Below are 20,421 nucleotides of genomic sequence, written 5' to 3'. Positions count from 1 at the left end.
AGCCCACTAGGTTACAAACCTCGCGCCGCGATTTAATCGCCCCTAGATTGAACAAATTCAATCCGCAAAGTTCAACACGCCCTAATTACTTTTACCCCGAAAAAGAACTGAGCGTACCTGTTGATGTAAGCGTTCACTACAGCTCAGACCTAGAATTTGCAGAGCAAGTAACGCTTGAAGTTGCGCGCCAAGTACTAATTGACCATGAATGGGGGGTTGATGATTACAATACCTTTGTGGTGTATCACACCTTTGATAACTCAAGCATTAATTTTACCGTAATGCTGCGCGCAAAAGAGTACTTTAATCGGTTTTGGGTTAAATCTGCTTTTATTAAAGCGCTACATAAACGCTATAACCAAGAAGGTATTGTGATCCCCTTCCCTATTACAGCTATTAACACAGCGCAAGAAGCCGCTAATTTTAATAGCAATAAAAAATAAGCGCGAGATAAGCTCGCGCTTAATTTACTTTAAAATTTATAGGTTACTTGGCCTACTATTTCACGTGGGCTGCCCGGGAAGTGACCGTTACGCTCACTAAAGCCACTTACTGCGTATTCTTTATCAAATATATTATTAATATTTACGCTTAATAACACATCGTCAAAGCGCGTAGTCCAGCTCATATCAAATACAGTAAAGGGTTTAACTTTTTGGCCATCTTGGCTTATTTGCTCGCTTACGTAATTTGCGCCAAATGCTATAGACGAGTCGATGCTATCAAGCGCAAAACGCGACCATAAACCAGCTTGGTGGCGCGGCGCATTAGCAAAGCGAGAGCCATCACCGTAGGTGCTTGAAATAGTATCGCCGGTTACACCTTCAACAACTAGTGTATCGTTGTAGGCGTAGTTAGCTGTTAACGTCCAATGCTCGGTTAAATCGCCCACCAGCGTTGTTTCAAACCCGCGGCTTTCTACCTCACCAATATTTAAAAGTGCTGCAATGCCGTCTCCCGCGCCCGTGTCGTCGGGGTTACTCATTACTACGTTTTCTTTATTAATTTGGTAAATAGCAAAGGTGCTCATAATTTTGCCATCTAGCCATTGGTTTTTCATACCAATTTCGGTTTGTTTACCGGTTTCTGGCGTTAAGTTCCCCTCGCCTTCTACATCTTCTTGGTCACCCGATGATGCTGGGTTAAAGCTTTCTGAGTAGTTTATGTATAACGAGGTATTTTCAACAGGTTGGTATGTAACGGCCACGCGCGGTGTTACATCGTTATCTGAGTAACTGTAACCGGTTTCTTTATTTAGCTCTTTAAAATAGTCGTAACGCAGGCCGGCAATCACGGTCCATTGCTCGTTAATGCTTACAACATCTTGTACGTAAATGCCAAAACGGTCGGTTTCAACACCATCGCGGTTCATGTCGGTAAGGTTATATGTACTTGGGTCGGTTTCGCCGTAATTTAAGTCAAATATGTTTAAGTTAGCCACGCCATCCGCTTCATAACGGGCGCGTAAGTAATCGTACTCTGTATCAACTATGTGGTAGTCGCCACCAAATAATACTTGGTGTGCTAATTGGCCTTGCTCAAAGCTATAAACAAAGTCGGTGGTTAAACTTGTTTCTTCGTTGGCGCGGTATTGCTTTCGGTATTCGCGTTTAATGGTTTCGTCATCAATGTTTGCTTCACCATCGCCGTTTACATCTACCCAGCTTTGCGACTCATGGTAGGCTTGGTCGCGTTCGTTATCCATGTAACGCAGCGTGCTACTTACAGAAAAATCATCATTAAAGTAATGCTTTAGCTCGGCTTGCAGCACTAACGCTTCCATGTCTTGGTAGTCAAATGCTTCATTTGCGTTGTAACTAGGGTCAACTAAAAAGTTGCCATTGTCGTCTACCGGTACACCACGTAAACGGTTACCGCCTAAGTCTTGCTTAATGTAATCAACAGTGGTGGTTAGTGTGGTTGAATCGGTTAAATCAAATAATAAACCAGCGGTAAACTCACTGTTTTTTGAATCTGCATTATTACGAAAGCTGTCTTGCTCCTCATAATAACCACCTACTCGGTATGCCATGGTGTCGGTTAAACCGCCGGTCATATCAAGTGAGGCACCATGAGTGTTGTAATTACCAAGCGTTAGTTTTAGCTCTTTAGTTTGCGTATAACTAGGCTTTTTAGTCACATAGTTGATCATACCGCCTGGCTCACCACCACCATATAACGCAGAGGCTGGGCCTTTTAATACTTCTACACGTGCAACATTAAATAATTGCGGTACACCAAAGCCCGAGTAAGGGTCGCCGCGTACGCCATCGTAAAATACATTGGCATCGTCTCTAAATCCACGAAAAGTAACGCCTGAATAACTGTACTCACTTACTCCGGCTATTGAGCGGTATAAATCGGTAATATCGCGCGCGGCTTGGTCAATAATAAGCTGCTCGGTTAATACCTGCGCAGATTGCGGTAATTTAATAAGATCTAAATCCGTTTTAGTCCCAATTTTACTTTCGGTTTCTAGGTAAAACTGCTGAGCGCGGCCTGTTACTTCTATTGTTTCAATTTCGTTATTTTGCTCGGCAAATGCCACATTAGAAAAAGCAGAAAAAGACGCAGCAATACTAAGCGCCAAGTATTTTTGGTTAAACATGTTGATCCTGAAAAGAGGTGTATAAAACGCCGCAAATGATAACGACTATCATTACTATATGCAATGCAAATAATTTCATATTCATCCTTATTTTTCGAATTAATCGCAACTAAAATAGGTACTTAAAGACTTTTATGCTCACGTTTTATACATATTCCCTTTGCGCAGTGTTGAACCAAATAAGGAACTCAGATAGTGTGTATTTTCATACGCTTTATAATAGCAATTCGCATTAATACTTAATCATTTTGTGGGGCTAAACGTGTCGCTACTTGCGTTAAAAATTCTCTTTTACGACTGCATGGATGCAGAAGTTAGCGCAATGCAGGAGCAATTGCCGAGAACGACTAAATAGCGAATTTTTTGCCTAGCTATCAACACGTTTTTCTAGCATCAAAATAAACCACTTAATTAAGCGAATTGGTATCAGCCTTTTTATGAGGAGCAAACCATGTTAAACCGACTATTTTTAGGGGTTATTTTACTCTCGGCCACGGCCACGGCCGTGGCGAGTGCGAATGACAGCTTAGTACGTTTTCAAAGTAATTATTCTGTTCAAGAAACGGCTAACCGTTTTGAAAAAATAGCCAGTAACAAAGGGATAACCATTTTTGCGCGGGTAGATCATCAAAAAAACGCTCAAAATGTTGATATGGAATTGGCCCCAAGTGAAGTGATTATTTTTGGTAATCCAAAGGTAGGCACACCGTTAATGCAGTGCCAGCAAAGTGTGGCGATAGACTTACCGCAAAAAGTACATATATCTCAAGACAACAATGGCCAGGTTTGGCTTACCTATAACAGCCCCACTTATTTGCAAGAACGCCACAATATAAAAAGCTGCGAAGAAGTACTTAATAAAATAGCTGTGGTGCTTAATAAGCTTTCTATGGCAGCGGTGGCCAAATAATTAAAGTTATACCAAACCGCAATAATACTTAATTAAGCGAATTGGTATTAATATTAAATAACTTAAAAAAACTCAATAAAAAACCCGTTAGCTAACGGGTTTTTTATAAAGTTAATAACACTTTTTTACGCGTGTATTAAGACTCAATAGCCAAAAGCTCTACTTCAAAAATAAGCAGTGATGCAGGTGGAATACTGCCTACTCGCTTTTCGCCATAGGCTAATTGGTGCGGTACATAAAATATGTATTTATCGCCTGGGCTCATAAGTTGTAAGCCTTCAGTCCAGCCTTTAATAACCTGATTTAAACCAAAGCTTATTGGCGTTTTACGCTCTACTGAGCTGTCAAATACGGTGCCATCTATTAACGTGCCGTGGTAATGCACGTTTACTTTACTAGTAGGGTTAGGTGTATTTTCGCTTTCGCCTTTGTGCAGCACTTTGTACTGTAAGCCTGAGGCGGTTTCTATTACGCCCTCAACTTTTGCGTTAGCGACAAGGTAGTCGGCTTCAATTTGCGCGTTAATGCCAGCTTGTTGCTTTGCTTTTTTACTATTTTGAAAAATTAAAAAACAAAATATAGCGATGATCACCGCTAAAATTATATTGATCATTTAGTGTTTTTCCTCATCTTCATCGGCTTCTTTATCTTCTTCGCTATCGCCATTAACTATGTCGGCTATATCTTTTAAGCGTGCTAAAGCAATACCGTTAACTGAATCCTCTGGGTATTCGCCGTCAATAATATCGCCGGCATCAATATCCATTAATAAGTTAAGTGCTTGGTCTACAGTTTCTACTGCGTAAATATTAAATTTACCGCGCTCAACCGCTTCAAGTATTTCTTCATCAAGTACTAAGTTAACTTGGTTAGATTTAGGAATAATAACACCTTGCTCGCCTGTTAAGCCGCGCATTTTACACAGCTTAAAAAAGCCTTCTATTTTTTCGTTTACGCCGCCAATGGCTTGCACATCACCGTGTTGGTTAATAGAGCCTGTAAGGGCAATAGACTGGCTAATAGGCAAACTGGTAATAGCCGATATAAGCGCACATAACTCAGCAAGTGAGGCGCTATCGCCATCTATATAACCGTAGCTTTGCTCTATGGCTATGTTAGCACTTAGCGTTAAACTAAAGTGCTGGGCGTATTTGTTACCTAAATAACCGGTAAGTAGCATTACACCTTTTGAGTGAATTGCTTTACCTAGCTCGGCTTCACGCTCAACATCTATTACACCATCGGCGCCGGCATATACGGTGGCGGTTATGCGTGCGGGTGTACCAAACGACGTATCGCCAATGTGCAGCACTGTTAAGCCGTTTACTTTACCAATGGCTTGACCTTGTGTGGCAATAAGCGTGTGGCCTTCTTTTATATCGCTTAGCATGTTTTCGCTTATTTGGCCGGTGCGGTACTGCTTACCTTCAATGGCTTCATCAATATGATGCGCATCAATCAGTGTTTGCTTATCTTGCTTGGCGTAAAAGCTGGCCTCAGCCACCAGTTCAAGCACATCGGCAAAGCGCGCCGATAATTTATTATGGTGCTCTGCTTGGCGGTAGCTAAATTTAAGTAACCGCACCATGGCGGCCTCTGTGGTTGTGCACTTTAACGTTTGCTGGCAGTACTCACTCACTTTAGTAATAAATTGGTACTGAAGCTTATCGCTACTTGGTAAATAGTAATCAAAGTCGGCAAGTACTCTAAACAGCTCTGCAAATTCTTCATCGTACTCACCTATGGTGTAATACAAATCGCGCGAGCCTAATAAAATAATTTTTACATCAAGAGGAATTAATTGCGGGCGCAGTGTAAAGCTGCTGCCTACTGAGCTGTCTTGATACGGTAGGTCGTTTTTAATTTGGTGCGTTTTAAGCGAAAGCTTTAAACCATCCCACACTTGCGGGTTGGCCATTACTTTTTCGGCATCCATAATTAAGTAACCGCCATTTGCACGGTGCAATGCACCAGGCTGTATAGAGCGGTAACTGGTTATAAGCGAGCCTTGCGATGTTGAATACTCAATTTTGCCAAATATATTGCCAAAGGTTGGGTTTGGCTCATACACCACAGGTGCGGCATCGTCTTCTTTAAATTCAACTAAAATATTAGGCGCAAAAAAGTCGGTAAGCATGCCTTTACGGTCAAAATCTTCTTTGCTTTCTTCGCTTTCATCTTCATCGTCTAGCCATTCAAGTACTGCGTCAATTATTTCTACGCGAATGTCTTTTAAGTAGCGCAGCACACCAATATGTGCAGCGTATTTATGCTCTAAGTCTTTTAATAGCGGCTTTGTAGCTTGCTCGGCTGTGGCCTTTTTTAGATTACGCTGTTTTTCTTTTGATTCGCGTTTCCAGCGAGGTAGCTCAATCAGCGCTTCAATTAAGGCATCTTCTAGTTTTTCTATTTTTTCAAAAAACTCATCACGAAGCTCTTCATCGAGGGCGGCAAATTCGTTATCGCTTAACTGCCTGCCTTCAACTAAAGGCGCAAAACCTACGGCGTTTTTCTCTTCTATTAGCGCTACGCTTTGCTCAAGCGCCATTTCTTCTACTGCGGTGATAGCGCTGTCGTAAGCGTCGTTAAATTCGCTCTCGATTGACTTTTTTTTGCGTTGATAAGCTGGGTTATCAAACGCTGCCGGAAAGGTGTCGAGTACTTCATCTAAAAATGAGTCTATGTCGTCACTTAACTGCTTGCTTTGCCCTGCTTGCATAAATAGCGCAATTGGCTCGCGGTGGTCGTCGTAATTATTAACATACAACCACTCGTTAGGTGTGGGGCGATCTTTTGCGTGTTGTTTAAGTTTGTCTTTTACGAGTGTAAATCGGCCATGCGCGGCCTCACCCATTACATAAACATTGTAGCCTGGCAGCTCCATCCCAAGTGAAAAGTCGAGCGCACTTTGGGCGCGTTGTTGGCCGATAAAGGTAAGTTGCTCTGGGTATGGATTGCTCATACACGTGCTAACGTGATTAGTAGAAATGCTCGGTGCGAGCTGTGAAACAGATAATGGCAGCAGTTTTTTCGTCATTCTAACTTCTTTTTGTACCAACATACTCGCTGGCTTTGGGCGTATTAAGTGGCCTACAAGCCACTTAATACATATATTTAGGGTTGTAATGCCTTACGGCTAAAATAAATACCATCACATTCAATGCACGGTGTAATTTGTGTAGCGTGATAAATATCAAAACTATGGGTGCAATTCTTACATACTAATGTGCCCATGGCTATCCATTCGCCTGCGTGATACATCCCATTGTGCTTAAAATCTTGACTAAGGGACTGCCATTCAAGCTGGGTTTTGTCCTCTATGTGTGAAAGCTCATACCATAACGACTCTTTAAGCTCTTGCCATGCAAGCGAATTATAGTGCGATTCGTTTTCTTGAACGTGTTCTATGTCGCGCTGCAAATAACTTTTATAGAGTCCGTATTTTTCTTTGCCTAGGTCTTTAAGTGCTTGCTCAGATTCAACAAATCGGGTCATTGCATCTTTTACTTCGTGATCTTTTACATCTTTTAACCAATTAGTTAAATCGCTAAGCCATGTTTTATAATCTGCCATTTTATACTCCATCAAAATCAAGGGCGTGTTGGCCTTTAACATAGATAAGTATAGGTTAACCTGCACTGAAAGTGAGATTTTAACAAAACCGTGCTTATACGCTGTGATTAGGCTTTTATTTGGGGTATCCTATCGGCAATTTTTTATTAGTTTGCAAGAAGTCTGGAATCATAGATGCAAGAGCAATATAACCCGCAAGACATAGAGTCAAAAGTCCAAAGTTACTGGGAAGAAAACCAGGTATTTAAAGTCACCGAAGATGAGAGCAAAGAAAAGTATTACTGCCTTTCTATGTTCCCGTATCCAAGTGGCCGACTGCATATGGGTCATGTGCGTAATTACACCATTGGTGATGTTGTTTCTCGTTTCCAGCGCCTGCAAGGCAAAAACGTAATGCAACCAATGGGTTGGGATGCGTTTGGTTTACCTGCAGAAAACGCCGCTATCAAAAACAAAACGGCGCCAGCTAAGTGGACATACGAAAACATTGATTACATGCGTAACCAACTTAAGCAATTAGGCTTTGGTTACGACTGGGATCGTGAAATAGCCACGTGTCACCCAGAATACTACAAATGGGAACAATGGTTTTTCACTAAGCTGTACGAAAAAGGCTTAGTGTACAAAAAAATGTCAACGGTTAACTGGGATCCAGTTGATCAAACTGTACTTGCCAACGAGCAAGTTATAGATGGCCGCGGATGGCGCTCTGGTGCAGTGGTTGAGCAAAAAGAAATCCCGCAGTGGTTTATTAAAATTACTGACTACGCACAAGAGCTTTTAGACGACTTAGACAAGTTAGAAGACTGGCCTGAGCAAGTTAAAACCATGCAGCGCAACTGGATTGGTCGCTCTGAAGGGTTAGACATTGAGTTTACGCGTACCGACAACAACGAAAAGTTTAGCGTATACACTACACGTCCAGATACGTTTATGGGTGTAACTTACCTAGCCGTTGCCGGTGGCCACCCTATTGCGCAGGAAGCCGCTAAAAACAGCGATGCAATTGCAATGTTTGTTGAAGAATGCAAAAACACCAAAGTTGCCGAAGCAGACATGGCTACAATGGAGAAAAAAGGCATTGCAACAGGCTTTTACGCGACTCACCCATTAACGGGCGAGCAAGTACCAATTTGGGTTGCTAACTTTGTATTAATGCATTACGGCTCAGGCGCGGTTATGGCAGTACCTGCACACGACCAACGCGACTATGAATTTGCCACAGCATACGGCCTAGACATAAAACAAGTAATTGCACCGGTTGAAGGCTCAGAGCTTGAAGTAAATTTAAAAGAAGAAGCATTCACTGAAAAAGGCGTGTTAGTTAATTCTGGCGAATTTGATGGCCTTGATTTTGAAGGCGCATTTAACGCTATTGCCGACAAACTAGAAGCACTGGGTGTGGGTGAGCGTAAAGTTAACTTCCGCTTACGTGATTGGGGTGTTAGCCGCCAGCGTTACTGGGGTTCACCAATCCCAATGCTGAGCGACGAAAACGGTAACGAATTAGCCGCCACCGAAGAAATGCTGCCAGTACGTTTACCAGAAGATGTAGTTATGAATGGCGTTACTTCGCCAATCAAAGCAGACCCAGAATGGGCAAAAGCAACGGTAAACGGCGTACCAGCAACACATGAAACAGATACCTTTGACACCTTTATGGAGTCGTCTTGGTACTACGCACGTTACTGTAGCCCGCGTCACGACGAAGGCATGCTAGACCCAGCAGCAGCTAACTATTGGTTACCAGTAAACCAATACATAGGTGGTATTGAGCACGCTATTTTACACTTATTGTATTCGCGTTTTTTCCATAAGTTATTACGTGATTTTGGTTTAGTAAATTCAGACGAGCCATTCGATCGCTTACTTTGTCAGGGCATGGTACTTGCCGAAACGTTCTACCGTAAAGATGAAAAAGGCGGTGACGTATGGATTTCGCCAAGCGATGTAAATACCGAAACTGACGAAAAAGGCCGCGTAACTAAAGCATGGCACAAAGAAGATGGTGAACCTGTGTTCTCATCGGGCATGAGCAAAATGTCTAAGTCTAAAAACAACGGTATAGACCCACAAGAAGTAATTGCCCAATACGGTGCAGATACTGTGCGTTTATTTATGATGTTTACCGCACCACCAGAGCAAACGCTTGAATGGTCAGACTCAGGCGTTGAAGGCGCGCACCGCTTCTTAAAACGTATTTGGAAATACGCAGTAGATGTGAAAACAGTTGGCTACCAAGCACTTGATAAATCAGCGCTTAGTAACCCACAAAAAGTACTGCGTCGTGAACTACACAAAGCCATTGCAAAAGTGAGCGATGATATTGAACGTCGTCAAACGTTTAACACTGCAATTGCTGCCATTATGGAGCTCTCTAATAAGTTATTAAAAGCGCCATTAAACGATACGCAAGATGTTGCTATTGCTAACGAAGCATTAGAAGCCCTACTTATTATGCTTGCGCCAATTACGCCGCATTTATCGCACCAGTTATGGCAAGAGCTTGGTAAAGAGGGTGACATTTTAGATGCAGCATGGCCTAAAGTTGACGAGTCTGCCCTTGTTGAAGATGAAAAATTAATCATCGTACAAGTAAACGGCAAACTACGCGCTAAGCTAACTGTAGCGGCCGATGCAACACAAGAGCAGGTAGAAGCACTTGCGTTTGCTGAGTCTAACGTAACTAAATTTACTGATGGCGCAACCATTCGTAAAATTATTTACGTACCGGGTAAACTACTTAACGTGGTAGCTAACTAAATGGTTAGCTTTAACACCCTTAAAAACACATTAGCCTTAGTGCTAATGTGTTTTGTGTTATCTAGCTGTGGCTTTCATTTAAAGAAAGCCTCGAGCCTGCCCGATAACCTTAAAACGCTTACACTTAAAGGTGATGATGAAAAATCATCGTTATTTTTAAACCTTAAAAAAGAGCTTAAAGCCAGTAACGTAGAACTGACGCCTTCGGCTAAAAATGTTGCCCAGCTTTACTTACGCAAAGAAAGCATTGAGCGCCAAACCTTGTCGTTGTTTCAAAATGGTCAGGTGGCTGAATACGAGCTTGCCTACGGGGTAAGCTATGTTGTTAAACGCCCAGGCGAAAAAGCCATAGAAAAACGCTTTGAGCTTTATCGTAACTACCAAGACGACCCCGATCACGCACTTGCAAAAGCAAAAGAGCTTGAGCTGCTTATTAGCGAAATTCGTAAGCAAGCCAGTGGTCGTATTGTTAGAGAGCTGTCGCAACTATAATGCGCTGTTATGCTAATCAGTTACCAAGTGAATTAAATAAAGGTTTAAAACCCTTTTATTTAGTGTTTGGTGAAGAACCGTTTCAAGAAGCGCAATGTGTGCAGCAAATACGCGACACAGCAAAAGCCCAAGGCTTTGATGAGGTAATTAAATTTACCCTAATGCAAGGGTTTGATTGGCAAGAAATTATAGCTCAATATCAAAGCATGTCTTTGTTTAGTGCGCGCACTATAATTGAGCTTGATTTAAACCAACAAAAACCTGGCACCCCAGGTAGTAATACCTTTAAAAAAATAGTCGAGTTAATTAACCCTGATACCATTTTAATTGTAAAAGGGGCTAAAGCCAGCCAAGACGTACAACGTGGCGCCTGGTTTAAAGCACTCGATAAACACGGTGTATTTGTACCGTGCTACCCGCTTGCAGGGAATCATTTAAAACGCTGGTTAGATGAACAAGTAGCCCGCCTTTCTCTAAATATGCAAAACGAAGCAAAACTGAGCTTAATTAACGCTACCGAAGGTAATTTGTTAGCGTGTTTTCAGGAGCTCGAAAAGCTCTCGCTACTGCATGGTAATGCCTTAATAACCCAGCAACTTGTGATGCAAGGGCTATTAAATCAAGCCAAGTTTGATATTTTTGACTTAAGTGATGCCCTATTAAATGGCCACGCCAAGCAAGCAATTAAAGTACTTAATAAACTGGCCAGCGATAACACCGAAGTGGTGAGTATTTTATGGGCTATAAATAAAGAGCTCACCAGTTTGCTCACTATTCAGCAAGGGCTTTTAAATGGCGAGCCTATCGCACAGTTATTTAAAAAAAATGGTATTTGGAAAAACCAGCAAGGCCCAGTGCAAAATGCGATTAACCGCTTAAATATTAATACCCTTGAGCAAATAAGCAGTGAGCTTGCACTGTTTGATTCAAGCTACAAACAAGGTAACTTAATTGCGCCTTACCAAGCGCTTGCCCATATTTGTATTAAGTTTTGCCAGCCGCTTGATATTCCAATGCCTTGCCACGCACTTAACTAAAGATTTTTAACATGATTGCAATTTTTGGCGGCACCTTCGACCCCGTGCATTTAGGCCACCTAAATATGGCCTCACAGTGTGTAAGTACATTTAACTTATCCACGTTGTACTTTATGCCCTGTGCAATTCCCGCGCACAAAGCTGCGCCAGGTATAAGTACAGCGCACCGTATTAATATGCTCAATGCCGCTATTGCCCCTTACCCTCATTTTGCACTTGATTTAAGAGAGCTAAATCGTACTGGGCCCTCGTACTCATTGTTAAGTTTACAAGAGCTAAGAGCTGAGCACCCAGATACGCCAATTCTTTTTTTAATGGGCATGGACTCGTTTAATAACCTCGACAAATGGTATGAATGGCAAGCAATTACACAGCTATGCCATATAGTGGTTTATCATCGCCCGGGGCAAACATGTAACCCAAATAAGGCGCTTAAAAGCTATATCAGTAATGCCCACACTGAAGCGCCACAGCAACTTGCCACACACAACTTTGGTAAGCTTTATTTTTTACCTGGTGAAACCCTTGATGCTGCCTCAAGCACTATTCGAGAGCAATTAAAAAAAACCAATAAAAATAATGAACTATTACCCGAACCTGTCAGTCACTACATTAAGCAACACCAGCTTTATCAAAGTGATGATTAAAACCCCCTAGCATGTTAAAATGCACGCTATTAAATTTAAAATTGAGACAATACCTTGGATTCGAAACAACTACTTGCCTTTGCACTAGACAAAATTGACGATATGAAAGCACGCGACGTGGTACAACTAGACGTACGTGACAGCTCAGACATTACCGATTACATGGTTGTGTGTTCGGGTACTTCTAAGCGTCATGTGCAATCAATTGCCGATAACGTAGCAAAAGAAGCTCGCCACGCTGGCGAAGAACCTTTAGGTTACGAAGGTCAAGACGAAGGCGAATGGGTACTGGTAGATTTAGGTGATGTAGTTGTACACGTGATGCAAGATCACGCACGTAGCTATTACGATCTAGAAAAACTGTGGGGCTAAGCGCCACTATTTTTTAATTGAGCTTGGAAGTATTGCGTGAAAATACAAATGATTGCCGTTGGCACAAAAATGCCAGCGTGGGTAGAAACCGGATTTGCAGAGTACCAACGCCGTTTTCCTAAAGATATGGCGCTTGAGTTAATAGAAATTCCGGCCGGTAAACGCGGTAAAAATGCCGATATTAAACGCATTTTACACACCGAAGGTGAAAAAACCTTAGCCGCTATTCCAAAAGGCAATCGCATTGTTACCCTTGAAGTAACAGGTAAACCACTTGATACTCACCAGCTTGCTAAAAATATGGAAAAGTGGCAGCTCGATGGCCGCGACGTTAGTTTGCTTATTGGCGGCCCTGAAGGGTTAGCCCCTGAGTGCATTGCCGCCTCTGAGCAAAAATGGTCGTTATCTAACTTAACGTTACCGCACCCTTTAGTGCGTATTATTGTTGCCGAAAGCCTATACCGAGGCTGGAGCTTAAATAGCAACCATCCTTATCATCGCGAGTAACGCCTTGTTATGATTAAGCAAAGACCCACAATACGCGACCATTCCGCTGAGGCAAACTTATTTGCACGGCGCGCATTTGTGGGTTTTATTTTTGTTTTAGGCTTAGTGGCAATTTTGCTTTCTAATCTTTATACCATTCAGGTAGAAGAACACACCGACTATCAAACCCGCTCTAACGATAACCGTATTAAAGTAATTCCTATTGCGCCAAACCGTGGCCTCATTTACGACCGCAATGGTGTACTGCTTGCTGAAAACAAACCCGTTTATAACCTCGAGGTTATTCCTGAAGAGGTCGACGATTTAGCTAAATCGCTTGAGCAAGTTAGCAAAATAATTACGATTACCGAGCAGCAAAAAAAAGACTTTATTGATGACATAAAGCATACGCGTCGTTTCAAGTCGCAAGTACTAAAAGCCCGCTTAGATGAAACCGAAGTGGCCCAATTTGCGGTTAATCAGCATAAATTTCCGGGCTTTAGCATTGAAGCGCGCCTTGCACGCTTTTACCCATATGGCGATACGCTAACCCATGCATTAGGCTACGTTGCCAAACTAAACCGCAAAGAACTTAATAAATTAGAACAAGAAGACCAAGCCACAAATTACCGCGCTACGCACGATATTGGTAAGCTTGGCATAGAAAAATATTACGAGCAGCTTTTGCATGGCCAAGTCGGCTCTCAACGCGTTGAAGTAAATAACCGCGGCCGTGTTATTCGCACATTAAGTATGACCCCCCCACAGCCAGGCAGTGATTTAGTACTTACCTTAGATATAGGTTTACAACAAATAGCCCAACATGCGCTTAAAGATATGCGCGGCGCGGTTGTAGTAATGGATGCCAAAGATGGCGGCGTATTAGCACTTTATTCAAACCCAAGTTACGACCCTAATTTATTTGTCCATGGTATTAGCAGCAAAGATTATAAAGCACTGCTAAACCCCGACCGCCCTCTAATTAACCGTGCCACTCAAGGGCGCTATGCGCCAGCTTCCACAGTAAAACCGCATATGGCTATACTGGCACTTGAAGAAAATATTGTCAGTGAAAGCACCTCGGTGTGGGATCCTGGTTTTTTTCAAATACCGAATGTTGAACATAAATGGCGCGATTGGAAACGTTGGGGCCACGGTCACGTAGATGTTTACAAAGCGATTGAAGAGTCGTGCGATACTTACTTTTACGATGCGGCATACCGCTTAGGCATAACAAAAATTAGTAATTTTATGGCCCGCTTTGGCTTTGGTGACTTATCGGGAATAGACATACACGAAGAAACCACAGCCATACTGCCCTCAAAAGAGTGGAAAGAAGGCCGCTTTAAAGAATCGTGGTGGCGTGGCGATACTATTTCAGTGGGGATTGGCCAAGGGTATTGGACTGCCACCCCTATTCAAATTGCTAACGCGACTAACATATTGGTTAATAAAGGCATAAACCACCCGCCGCATTTAGCACAAGTGGCTAAAAAAGAAGACCAAGTGACGCAAATTAATAACGAAGAAAAACCGCCGGTGGTACTTAATAACCCTGATAACTGGCGTATCGCGCTCGATGCCATGCACAATACCGTAAAAAAAGTAACAGGAACGGCCCACCGTGCTTTTAAAGGCGCTAATTATGACCCTGCGGGTAAAACAGGCACTGCGCAAGTAGTGAGTATTGCCCAAGGTGAGCGTTACGATGCAAAATCACTAAAGGAGCGCCAACGCGATAACGCGATTTATATTGGTTTTGCTCCGTATGACGACCCTAAAATTGTAGTTTCAATTGTGGTAGAAAACACCGGTGGCGGCAGCTCTGTGGGTGCACCTATTGCACGTGAGCTAATGGATTACTATTTTGCAGCAAACCCAATAGAAGTTGCTAGGAATACAGCGCAATGACCGTATTAAACACCCAGCGCTCGATATGGATGCGCATGCATTTAGACTTACCGTTACTAATTGCCTTATTACTTATGATGGCAGGCAGTATCACCATAGTATATAGCGCAAGCGGCCAAGACTCGGCCATGATGATCCGCCATATCACCCGTATGGGCGGCGCTATTATAGGCATGATAGTGCTTGCACAGTTCTCCCCCGCGACACTTAAACGCTTAGTGATCCCCCTTTACTGTGTTGGGTTACTTATGTTGGTGGGCGTATTGCTATTTGGCGTGAGCTCAAAAGGCGCTCAGCGCTGGTTAAATTTAGGCATTACTCGCTTTCAGCCCTCAGAACTTATGAAGCTAGCGGTCCCTATGATGGTGGCTTGGTATATTGGCCGAAACCAACTTCCGCCACGTCCATTGCACCTAATTATTGGCTTTGTCATCGTGATGCTTCCCACCTTATTGATTAAAGAACAGCCCGATTTAGGCACCTCAATTTTGATTGCCAGCTCAGGAATATTTGTGTTGTTTTTATCGGGTTTAAGCTGGCGTTTAATTGGCTTTTTAAGCTCGGTTGTCGCACTGGCTGCATGGCCATTTTGGCACTACGGTATGCACGACTACCAAAAGCAGCGAGTATTAACGTTTTTAGACCCAGAGAGCGATCCGCTTGGCTCGGGGTATCATATTATTCAATCCAAAATAGCCATCGGCTCAGGTGGTATAGAAGGTAAAGGCTGGTTGCAAGGCACGCAATCACAACTCGAATTTTTACCAGAGCGCCATACCGACTTTATATTTTCGGTATTAAGTGAGGAGTTTGGCTTATTTGGTGTGTGTGTTTTATTAAGCCTGTACTTATTTATTATCGGCCGTGGTTTATACATTGCGGTAAACGCGCAAGATGCGTTTGGTAAATTATTGGCCGGCGCCCTTACCCTCACCTTTTTTGTTTATATTTTTGTAAATATAGGCATGGTATCGGGCTTGTTGCCTGTTGTAGGTGTACCTTTACCCCTTATTAGTTATGGCGGCACCTCTATGGTGACGTTAATGGCCGGATTTGGCATTATTATGTCAATTGCGACAGATAAAAGGATGCTTTTAAAATAATGAATAAGCCTACCCAGCTGTTATTTATTTCAGCCTTAATATGTATGTTAAGCGCATGTAGTAGCGGCTCTAATAGTCGTTATCATATGGAGCACGATGCCGCACCTTTACGCGCGCCAACCGCACTTGAGATGCAAGATGCCGTTGTGGTGGATGTTAAAAAAAGTGCCAGTGCAAGTCGCCCGTACGAGGTATTAGGCAAACGTTATACGCCAATGCTTGATGAAAAAGGGTATACAGAAGAAGGGATCGCTTCGTGGTACGGCCGTAAGTTTCATGGCTACCATACCTCAAACGGTGAAATTTACGATATGTTTGCCATGAGCGCGGCCCATAAAACCTTACCCCTGCCAAGCTTTGTACGCGTTACTAATACTGCCAACAATAAATCGGTAATTGTACGTGTAAACGACCGTGGGCCGTTTCATGATGACAGAATAATAGATCTTTCGTATGCTGCTGCTTATAAATTAGGCTATTACACTCACGGTACAGCCAAGGTTAAGCTAGAGGCGATTACGCTCGACAGCATTCCTGCACGTAAAACATATATACAGGTAGCTGCGGGTAGTACGCTTAGCAATATTGAAGCATTAGCTTCTACATTACGCCTGCAGTATCAAGTACCTACTAATATAGTAAAAGCAGACAACATTTATCGTTTGCATTTGGGCCCGATTAAAGATGCCCAGCATGCACAAGACGTATTAAAAAAATTAAAACAAAACCAATTTCAAAACGCGTTCTTGCTTTACACTCAGTAAGACAAATACCTAAACCACGCCAAAATGTAGGATTCAGCGTTGTATTGGGGCTTAAAATCTAGGTATTATTTTTTTAAATGGCAATCCCTTTTAAAAAATAACAACACAGAAAATCAGCCTCAGTGAAACGCCCTAAAGCGTGGTTTAAAAACGATTTATACTGCGTTATTGATTTGAACAATAGAGTGACTATTATTGACAATCAATACCTTGTCTAAGTTGTTTTTAATTCCAACGACGCTCGCATCTCGGGGTAGTTTGGGTATAAGATGGACTAACGCGAATTTTTAACTTTAACCATTAATGAGTATGATGAAATCAATTAAACATAAAATCCTCAAAGGTGTATGCGGCTTAGTTTGCACAGCCGCCGTATTTTCAGCCAGCGCCCAAATTATTCCGGCTCCACCTCAAATTAATGCAAAAGGTTATTTTTTAGTAGACTTTACGACAGGTAAAGTTATTGCTGAAGGTGAAGCTGATACAAAGCTAGCCCCTGCAAGCTTAACTAAAATGATGACCAGTTATGTAATTGGTACAGAAATAAACGCCGGTAACATTGCACCCACCGATATGGTTACAGTGAGCGAAAAAGCCTGGGCTAAAAACTTCCCTGAATCGTCAAAAATGTTTATTGAAGTAGGCAAGCAAATAAGTGTTGATGAGCTTAATCACGGTATTATTATTCAATCTGGTAATGATGCATGTGTAGCCATGGCTGAGCACATTGCAGGTAGCGAAAGCGCATTTGCTGATTTAATGAATGCCCATGCCGCTAAATTAGGTATGAGCAACAGCCACTTTATTAATAGCCACGGTTTAGATACAGACGAGCATTACACTACCCCACGTGATATGGCGACCCTAGGCGCTGCACTTATTCGTGATGTACCTGATGAGTACGCACTTTATAAGCAAAAATCGTTTACTTACAACGGCATTAAACAATATAATCGTAACTCTTTGTTATGGGATGAAAGCCTAGATGTTGATGGCATTAAAACGGGTCACACATCAGAAGCAGGTTATAGTTTAGTAACGTCTGCAACTAAAAACGACATGCGTTTAATTGCGGTTGTTATGGGCACATCAAGCGAGCGCGCACGTAAAGTAGAAAGCAAAAAACTACTTAACTACGGATTTCGCTTTTTTGAAACAATTACACCTTACAAAGCAGGCGACAGCTTTGCAGAACAACGTATTTGGATGGGTAATAAAGAAAATGTATCGTTAGGCATTTTAGAAGATACCCCAATTACCATTCCACGTGGTCAACATAAAAACCTTAAAGCTAACTTTGAGCTAGACAACACGCTTGAAGCACCATTAGCGAAAGGCACTAAAGTAGGTACGTTATTCTTACAACTAGAGGGCGAAGACATTGCACAATACCCACTAGTTACACTTGAAGAAGTGGAAGAAGGCAGCTTCTTTAGCAAAATTTACGACTACTTACGTTTACAAATTATGTAAACGTAAAAATAACCCGACAGTAGTTGGGTTGTTAAACGAAGCGCCTCTGTTATGAGGCGTTTTTTTTTGCTTGAAAAATGCTAGAATGCGCCCCATATAAGCAGGATCACCCTAAACCTGCCAGTCACGCTTAGCGTTATACCAATTCGGTTAATTAAGTAATCTATTTTGAGGCTGGAAAAACGTGTTGATAACTTGGCTAATAAATCGCTATTTAGTTGTTCTAAATGAGCATTTTTAACGCAGGTAGCAACACGTTTAGCCCCGCAAAATGATTAAGTCTTATTGCGGATTGATATTATCTCACGTAGCCAACATTTTTTGTTTGAGGAGTCACCGTCGTGGTTCAACCTGTTAAAAATACTAAATTTGATGAGTACCTTGAGTACCCATGTCCGTTCACATTTAAAGTTATGGGTTTAGCAAACGTTAACCTTACGGAACAAATTTTAGCTAAATTACAACCTATTGCACCTGGTGACTACGCACCAAAAGTAAAGCCAAGCAGTAAAGGCAATTATGAGTCGGTAACGTTTGTTGCCACAGTGACAAGCGGTAAACACATAGAAGAAATTTACAACGTGATCAGCAACATTGATGACGTACGCCATATGCTTTAAGCCATAGTTGAGACTTGTTGTGAACGAAAACACTTTAATCGTACGCCAACTAGGCCGTCAGCGTTACATGCCAATTTGGCAAAAAATGCAAGCCTATACCGACACCCGTGACGACAGCTCGCCAGATGAAATTTGGCTTGTAGAGCACGAGAGTGTATTTACACAAGGCCAAGCTGGTAAAGATGAGCATTTACTCGCCCCTGGTGACATAGAAGTCATTAAGGTAGACCGTGGCGGGCAAGTTACTTACCATGGCCCCGGCCAACAAATGATGTATGTATTATTTAACTTGCGCCGCTTAAAAATCGGTGTGCGCGAGCTTGTGACATGGCTTGAAGAGTGCATTATTGATACCCTTAATGAGTATGATATTAAAGCCTACGCAAAAGCCGATGCACCCGGTGTGTACGTAAACGACAGTAAAATTGCATCATTAGGATTACGTGTTCGTCGTGGTTGCTCGTTTCATGGATTAGCATTAAATGTTAACATGGACTTAAGCCCGTTTTTACGCATCAACCCGTGTGGTTATGCTGGCATGAACATGGTGCAAACGAAAGAATTAAACGGCCCTCAAAACTTAGCACAAGCAGGTGAAGGGCTGGTAAAACACATGATAAAGAAGCTTAATGCAACACAGGTTAAGCATACTGAAGGGTTTGAAAACGAATGAATAAACCAGTCAAAATGGAACCAGGTGTAAAACTACGCGACGCAGAAAAAATGGCGTTGATCCCCGTTAAAGTTTTACCTACAGAAAAAACTGAAATGTTGCGCAAGCCAGAGTGGCTTAAAATTCGCTTACCAAAATCTACCGAGCGTATCGACGGTATAAAACAAGCTATGCGCAAGCACGGCTTACACTCAGTATGTGAAGAGGCCTCATGCCCTAACCTTTCTGAGTGTTTTAACCACGGTACTGCTACCTTTATGATTTTAGGTGCTATTTGTACTCGTCGTTGCCCATTTTGTGATGTTGCCCATGGTCGCCCACTAAAACCTGATGCAGCAGAGCCTGAAAAGCTTGCACTGACAATTAAAGACATGAAGCTTAGCTACGTGGTTATTACCTCGGTTGACCGTGATGATTTACGTGATGGCGGCGCACAGCATTTTGCCGATTGTATTCGCGAAATCCGTAAGCACAACCCAACCATTACTATTGAGATTTTAGTGCCAGATTTTCGTGGTCGCATGGACCGTGCTCTGGAGATTTTAATTGAAACGCCACCTGATGTGTTTAATCACAACCTAGAAACTGCCCCGCGTTTGTACAAGCTTGCGCGCCCGGGTGCCGATTACAAATGGTCGTTAGAATTACTTCGTCGCTTTAAAGAAGCGCACCCAGAGGTAAAAACTAAGTCTGGCTTAATGGTTGGCCTAGGTGAAGAAATTAGTGAAATAGAAGAAGTATTACGTGACCTACGTGCGCATAACGTTGACATGCTTACCGTTGGCCAATACTTACAGCCTTCTAAGCATCACTTGCCAGTTAAACGTTACGTGCCACCAGCGGAATTTGACGCACTAAAAGAATACGCTGATGAAATTGGCTTTACGCATGCTGCCTCTGGCCCATTTGTTCGTTCAAGCTATCACGCTGACCAACAAGCTGCAGGTAAAGAAGTAAAATAATTACTTTTTAAAACGCATTAAAAAAGC

At 42.4% G+C, this 20,421-nt stretch carries 18 protein-coding genes and 1 pseudogene; 15 read left to right on the top strand and 4 right to left on the bottom strand.

Going from position 1 to position 20,421, the window contains the following annotated elements; genetic code table 11:
• Positions 1 to 443: pseudogene (locus AN390_RS04440) on the top strand (mechanosensitive ion channel); the annotation flags it as partial.
• A gap of 29 nt (positions 444 to 472) precedes the next feature.
• Here the strand turns inward: AN390_RS04440 and AN390_RS04435 are convergent.
• Positions 473 to 2,608: a TonB-dependent siderophore receptor gene (locus AN390_RS04435; protein ID WP_055253066.1), complete on the bottom strand. Its 2,136-nt coding sequence runs from the start codon at positions 2,606 to 2,608 to the stop codon at positions 473 to 475.
• Between the two features lie 451 nt (positions 2,609 to 3,059).
• Here AN390_RS04435 and AN390_RS04430 point away from each other — a divergent pair, with 451 nt between their 5' ends.
• Entirely contained in the window at positions 3,060 to 3,518 is a 459-nt protein-coding gene (locus AN390_RS04430; RefSeq protein WP_055253065.1) for a DUF302 domain-containing protein, read from the top strand.
• A gap of 136 nt (positions 3,519 to 3,654) precedes the next feature.
• Here the strand turns inward: AN390_RS04430 and AN390_RS04425 are convergent, their stop codons facing one another.
• From AN390_RS04425 to AN390_RS04415, 3 genes are all read right to left on the bottom strand, one after another.
• The gene (locus AN390_RS04425) at positions 3,655 to 4,131 is read right to left on the bottom strand and encodes an FKBP-type peptidyl-prolyl cis-trans isomerase (RefSeq protein ID WP_029772177.1); all 477 of its coding nucleotides are present in this window, start codon (positions 4,129 to 4,131) and stop codon (positions 3,655 to 3,657) included.
• Entirely contained in the window at positions 4,132 to 6,555 is a 2,424-nt protein-coding gene (locus tag AN390_RS04420) for a Lon protease family protein (protein WP_236695072.1), read from the bottom strand. It abuts the gene before it with no gap.
• Between the two features lie 77 nt (positions 6,556 to 6,632).
• Positions 6,633 to 7,091, bottom strand: coding sequence for a zinc ribbon-containing protein (locus tag AN390_RS04415; RefSeq protein ID WP_004585924.1), 459 nt, complete (start codon positions 7,089 to 7,091; stop codon positions 6,633 to 6,635).
• Positions 7,092 to 7,265: 174 nt separating this feature from the next.
• Here AN390_RS04415 and leuS point away from each other — a divergent pair, with 174 nt between their 5' ends.
• From leuS to lipA, 13 genes are all read left to right on the top strand, one after another.
• Complete coding sequence (leuS, locus tag AN390_RS04410; protein ID WP_029772179.1) at positions 7,266 to 9,854, top strand: leucine--tRNA ligase; 2,589 nt, start codon at positions 7,266 to 7,268, stop codon at positions 9,852 to 9,854.
• Positions 9,855 to 10,346 carry an LPS assembly lipoprotein LptE gene (gene lptE, locus AN390_RS04405; RefSeq protein WP_024033758.1) on the top strand — a complete coding sequence of 164 codons (492 nt, stop codon included), beginning with the start codon at positions 9,855 to 9,857 and terminating at the stop codon, positions 10,344 to 10,346.
• Positions 10,346 to 11,383: a DNA polymerase III subunit delta gene (gene holA / locus AN390_RS04400; protein ID WP_004585921.1), complete on the top strand. Its 1,038-nt coding sequence runs from the start codon at positions 10,346 to 10,348 to the stop codon at positions 11,381 to 11,383. Before lptE ends, holA begins: the two co-directional genes overlap by 1 nt.
• 11 nt (positions 11,384 to 11,394) lie before the next feature.
• Positions 11,395 to 12,030, top strand: a complete 636-nt coding sequence (nadD, locus tag AN390_RS04395; RefSeq protein WP_055253063.1) for a nicotinate-nucleotide adenylyltransferase — start codon at positions 11,395 to 11,397, stop codon at positions 12,028 to 12,030.
• Positions 12,031 to 12,084: 54 nt separating this feature from the next.
• Positions 12,085 to 12,402, top strand: a complete 318-nt coding sequence (gene rsfS / locus AN390_RS04390; RefSeq protein ID WP_024033760.1) for a ribosome silencing factor — start codon at positions 12,085 to 12,087, stop codon at positions 12,400 to 12,402.
• A gap of 36 nt (positions 12,403 to 12,438) precedes the next feature.
• Positions 12,439 to 12,909, top strand: a complete 471-nt coding sequence (gene rlmH, locus AN390_RS04385) for a 23S rRNA (pseudouridine(1915)-N(3))-methyltransferase RlmH (RefSeq protein ID WP_055253062.1) — start codon at positions 12,439 to 12,441, stop codon at positions 12,907 to 12,909.
• Positions 12,910 to 12,918: 9 nt separating this feature from the next.
• The gene (mrdA, locus tag AN390_RS04380; RefSeq protein ID WP_004585917.1) at positions 12,919 to 14,799 is read left to right on the top strand and encodes a penicillin-binding protein 2; all 1,881 of its coding nucleotides are present in this window, start codon (positions 12,919 to 12,921) and stop codon (positions 14,797 to 14,799) included.
• Positions 14,796 to 15,902: a rod shape-determining protein RodA gene (rodA, locus tag AN390_RS04375; protein WP_004585916.1), complete on the top strand. Its 1,107-nt coding sequence runs from the start codon at positions 14,796 to 14,798 to the stop codon at positions 15,900 to 15,902. Before mrdA ends, rodA begins: the two co-directional genes overlap by 4 nt.
• Positions 15,902 to 16,666, top strand: a complete 765-nt coding sequence (locus AN390_RS04370) for a septal ring lytic transglycosylase RlpA family protein (RefSeq protein WP_024033763.1) — start codon at positions 15,902 to 15,904, stop codon at positions 16,664 to 16,666. The genes rodA and AN390_RS04370 overlap by 1 nt, the downstream gene beginning before the upstream one ends.
• Before the next feature lie 312 nt (positions 16,667 to 16,978).
• A complete protein-coding gene (locus AN390_RS04365; RefSeq protein ID WP_004585914.1) occupies positions 16,979 to 18,139 on the top strand; it encodes a serine hydrolase in 1,161 nt (386 codons plus the stop codon).
• A gap of 341 nt (positions 18,140 to 18,480) precedes the next feature.
• Entirely contained in the window at positions 18,481 to 18,759 is a 279-nt protein-coding gene (ybeD, locus tag AN390_RS04360; RefSeq protein WP_024033764.1) for a DUF493 family protein YbeD, read from the top strand.
• Between the two features lie 19 nt (positions 18,760 to 18,778).
• Positions 18,779 to 19,432 carry a lipoyl(octanoyl) transferase LipB gene (gene lipB / locus AN390_RS04355; protein ID WP_004585912.1) on the top strand — a complete coding sequence of 218 codons (654 nt, stop codon included), beginning with the start codon at positions 18,779 to 18,781 and terminating at the stop codon, positions 19,430 to 19,432.
• Positions 19,429 to 20,394 (top strand): lipoyl synthase, encoded by a 966-nt coding sequence (gene lipA / locus AN390_RS04350; protein WP_004585911.1) that lies wholly within the window; start codon positions 19,429 to 19,431, stop codon positions 20,392 to 20,394. The genes lipB and lipA overlap by 4 nt, the downstream gene beginning before the upstream one ends.
• Positions 20,395 to 20,421: the final 27 nt, after the last annotated feature.

The sequence above is a fragment of the Pseudoalteromonas sp. P1-11 genome (assembly GCF_001399995.1).
GTDB lineage: Bacteria > Pseudomonadota > Gammaproteobacteria > Enterobacterales > Alteromonadaceae > Pseudoalteromonas > Pseudoalteromonas atlantica.
This window is presented reverse-complemented; position numbering and strand designations above follow the sequence as displayed.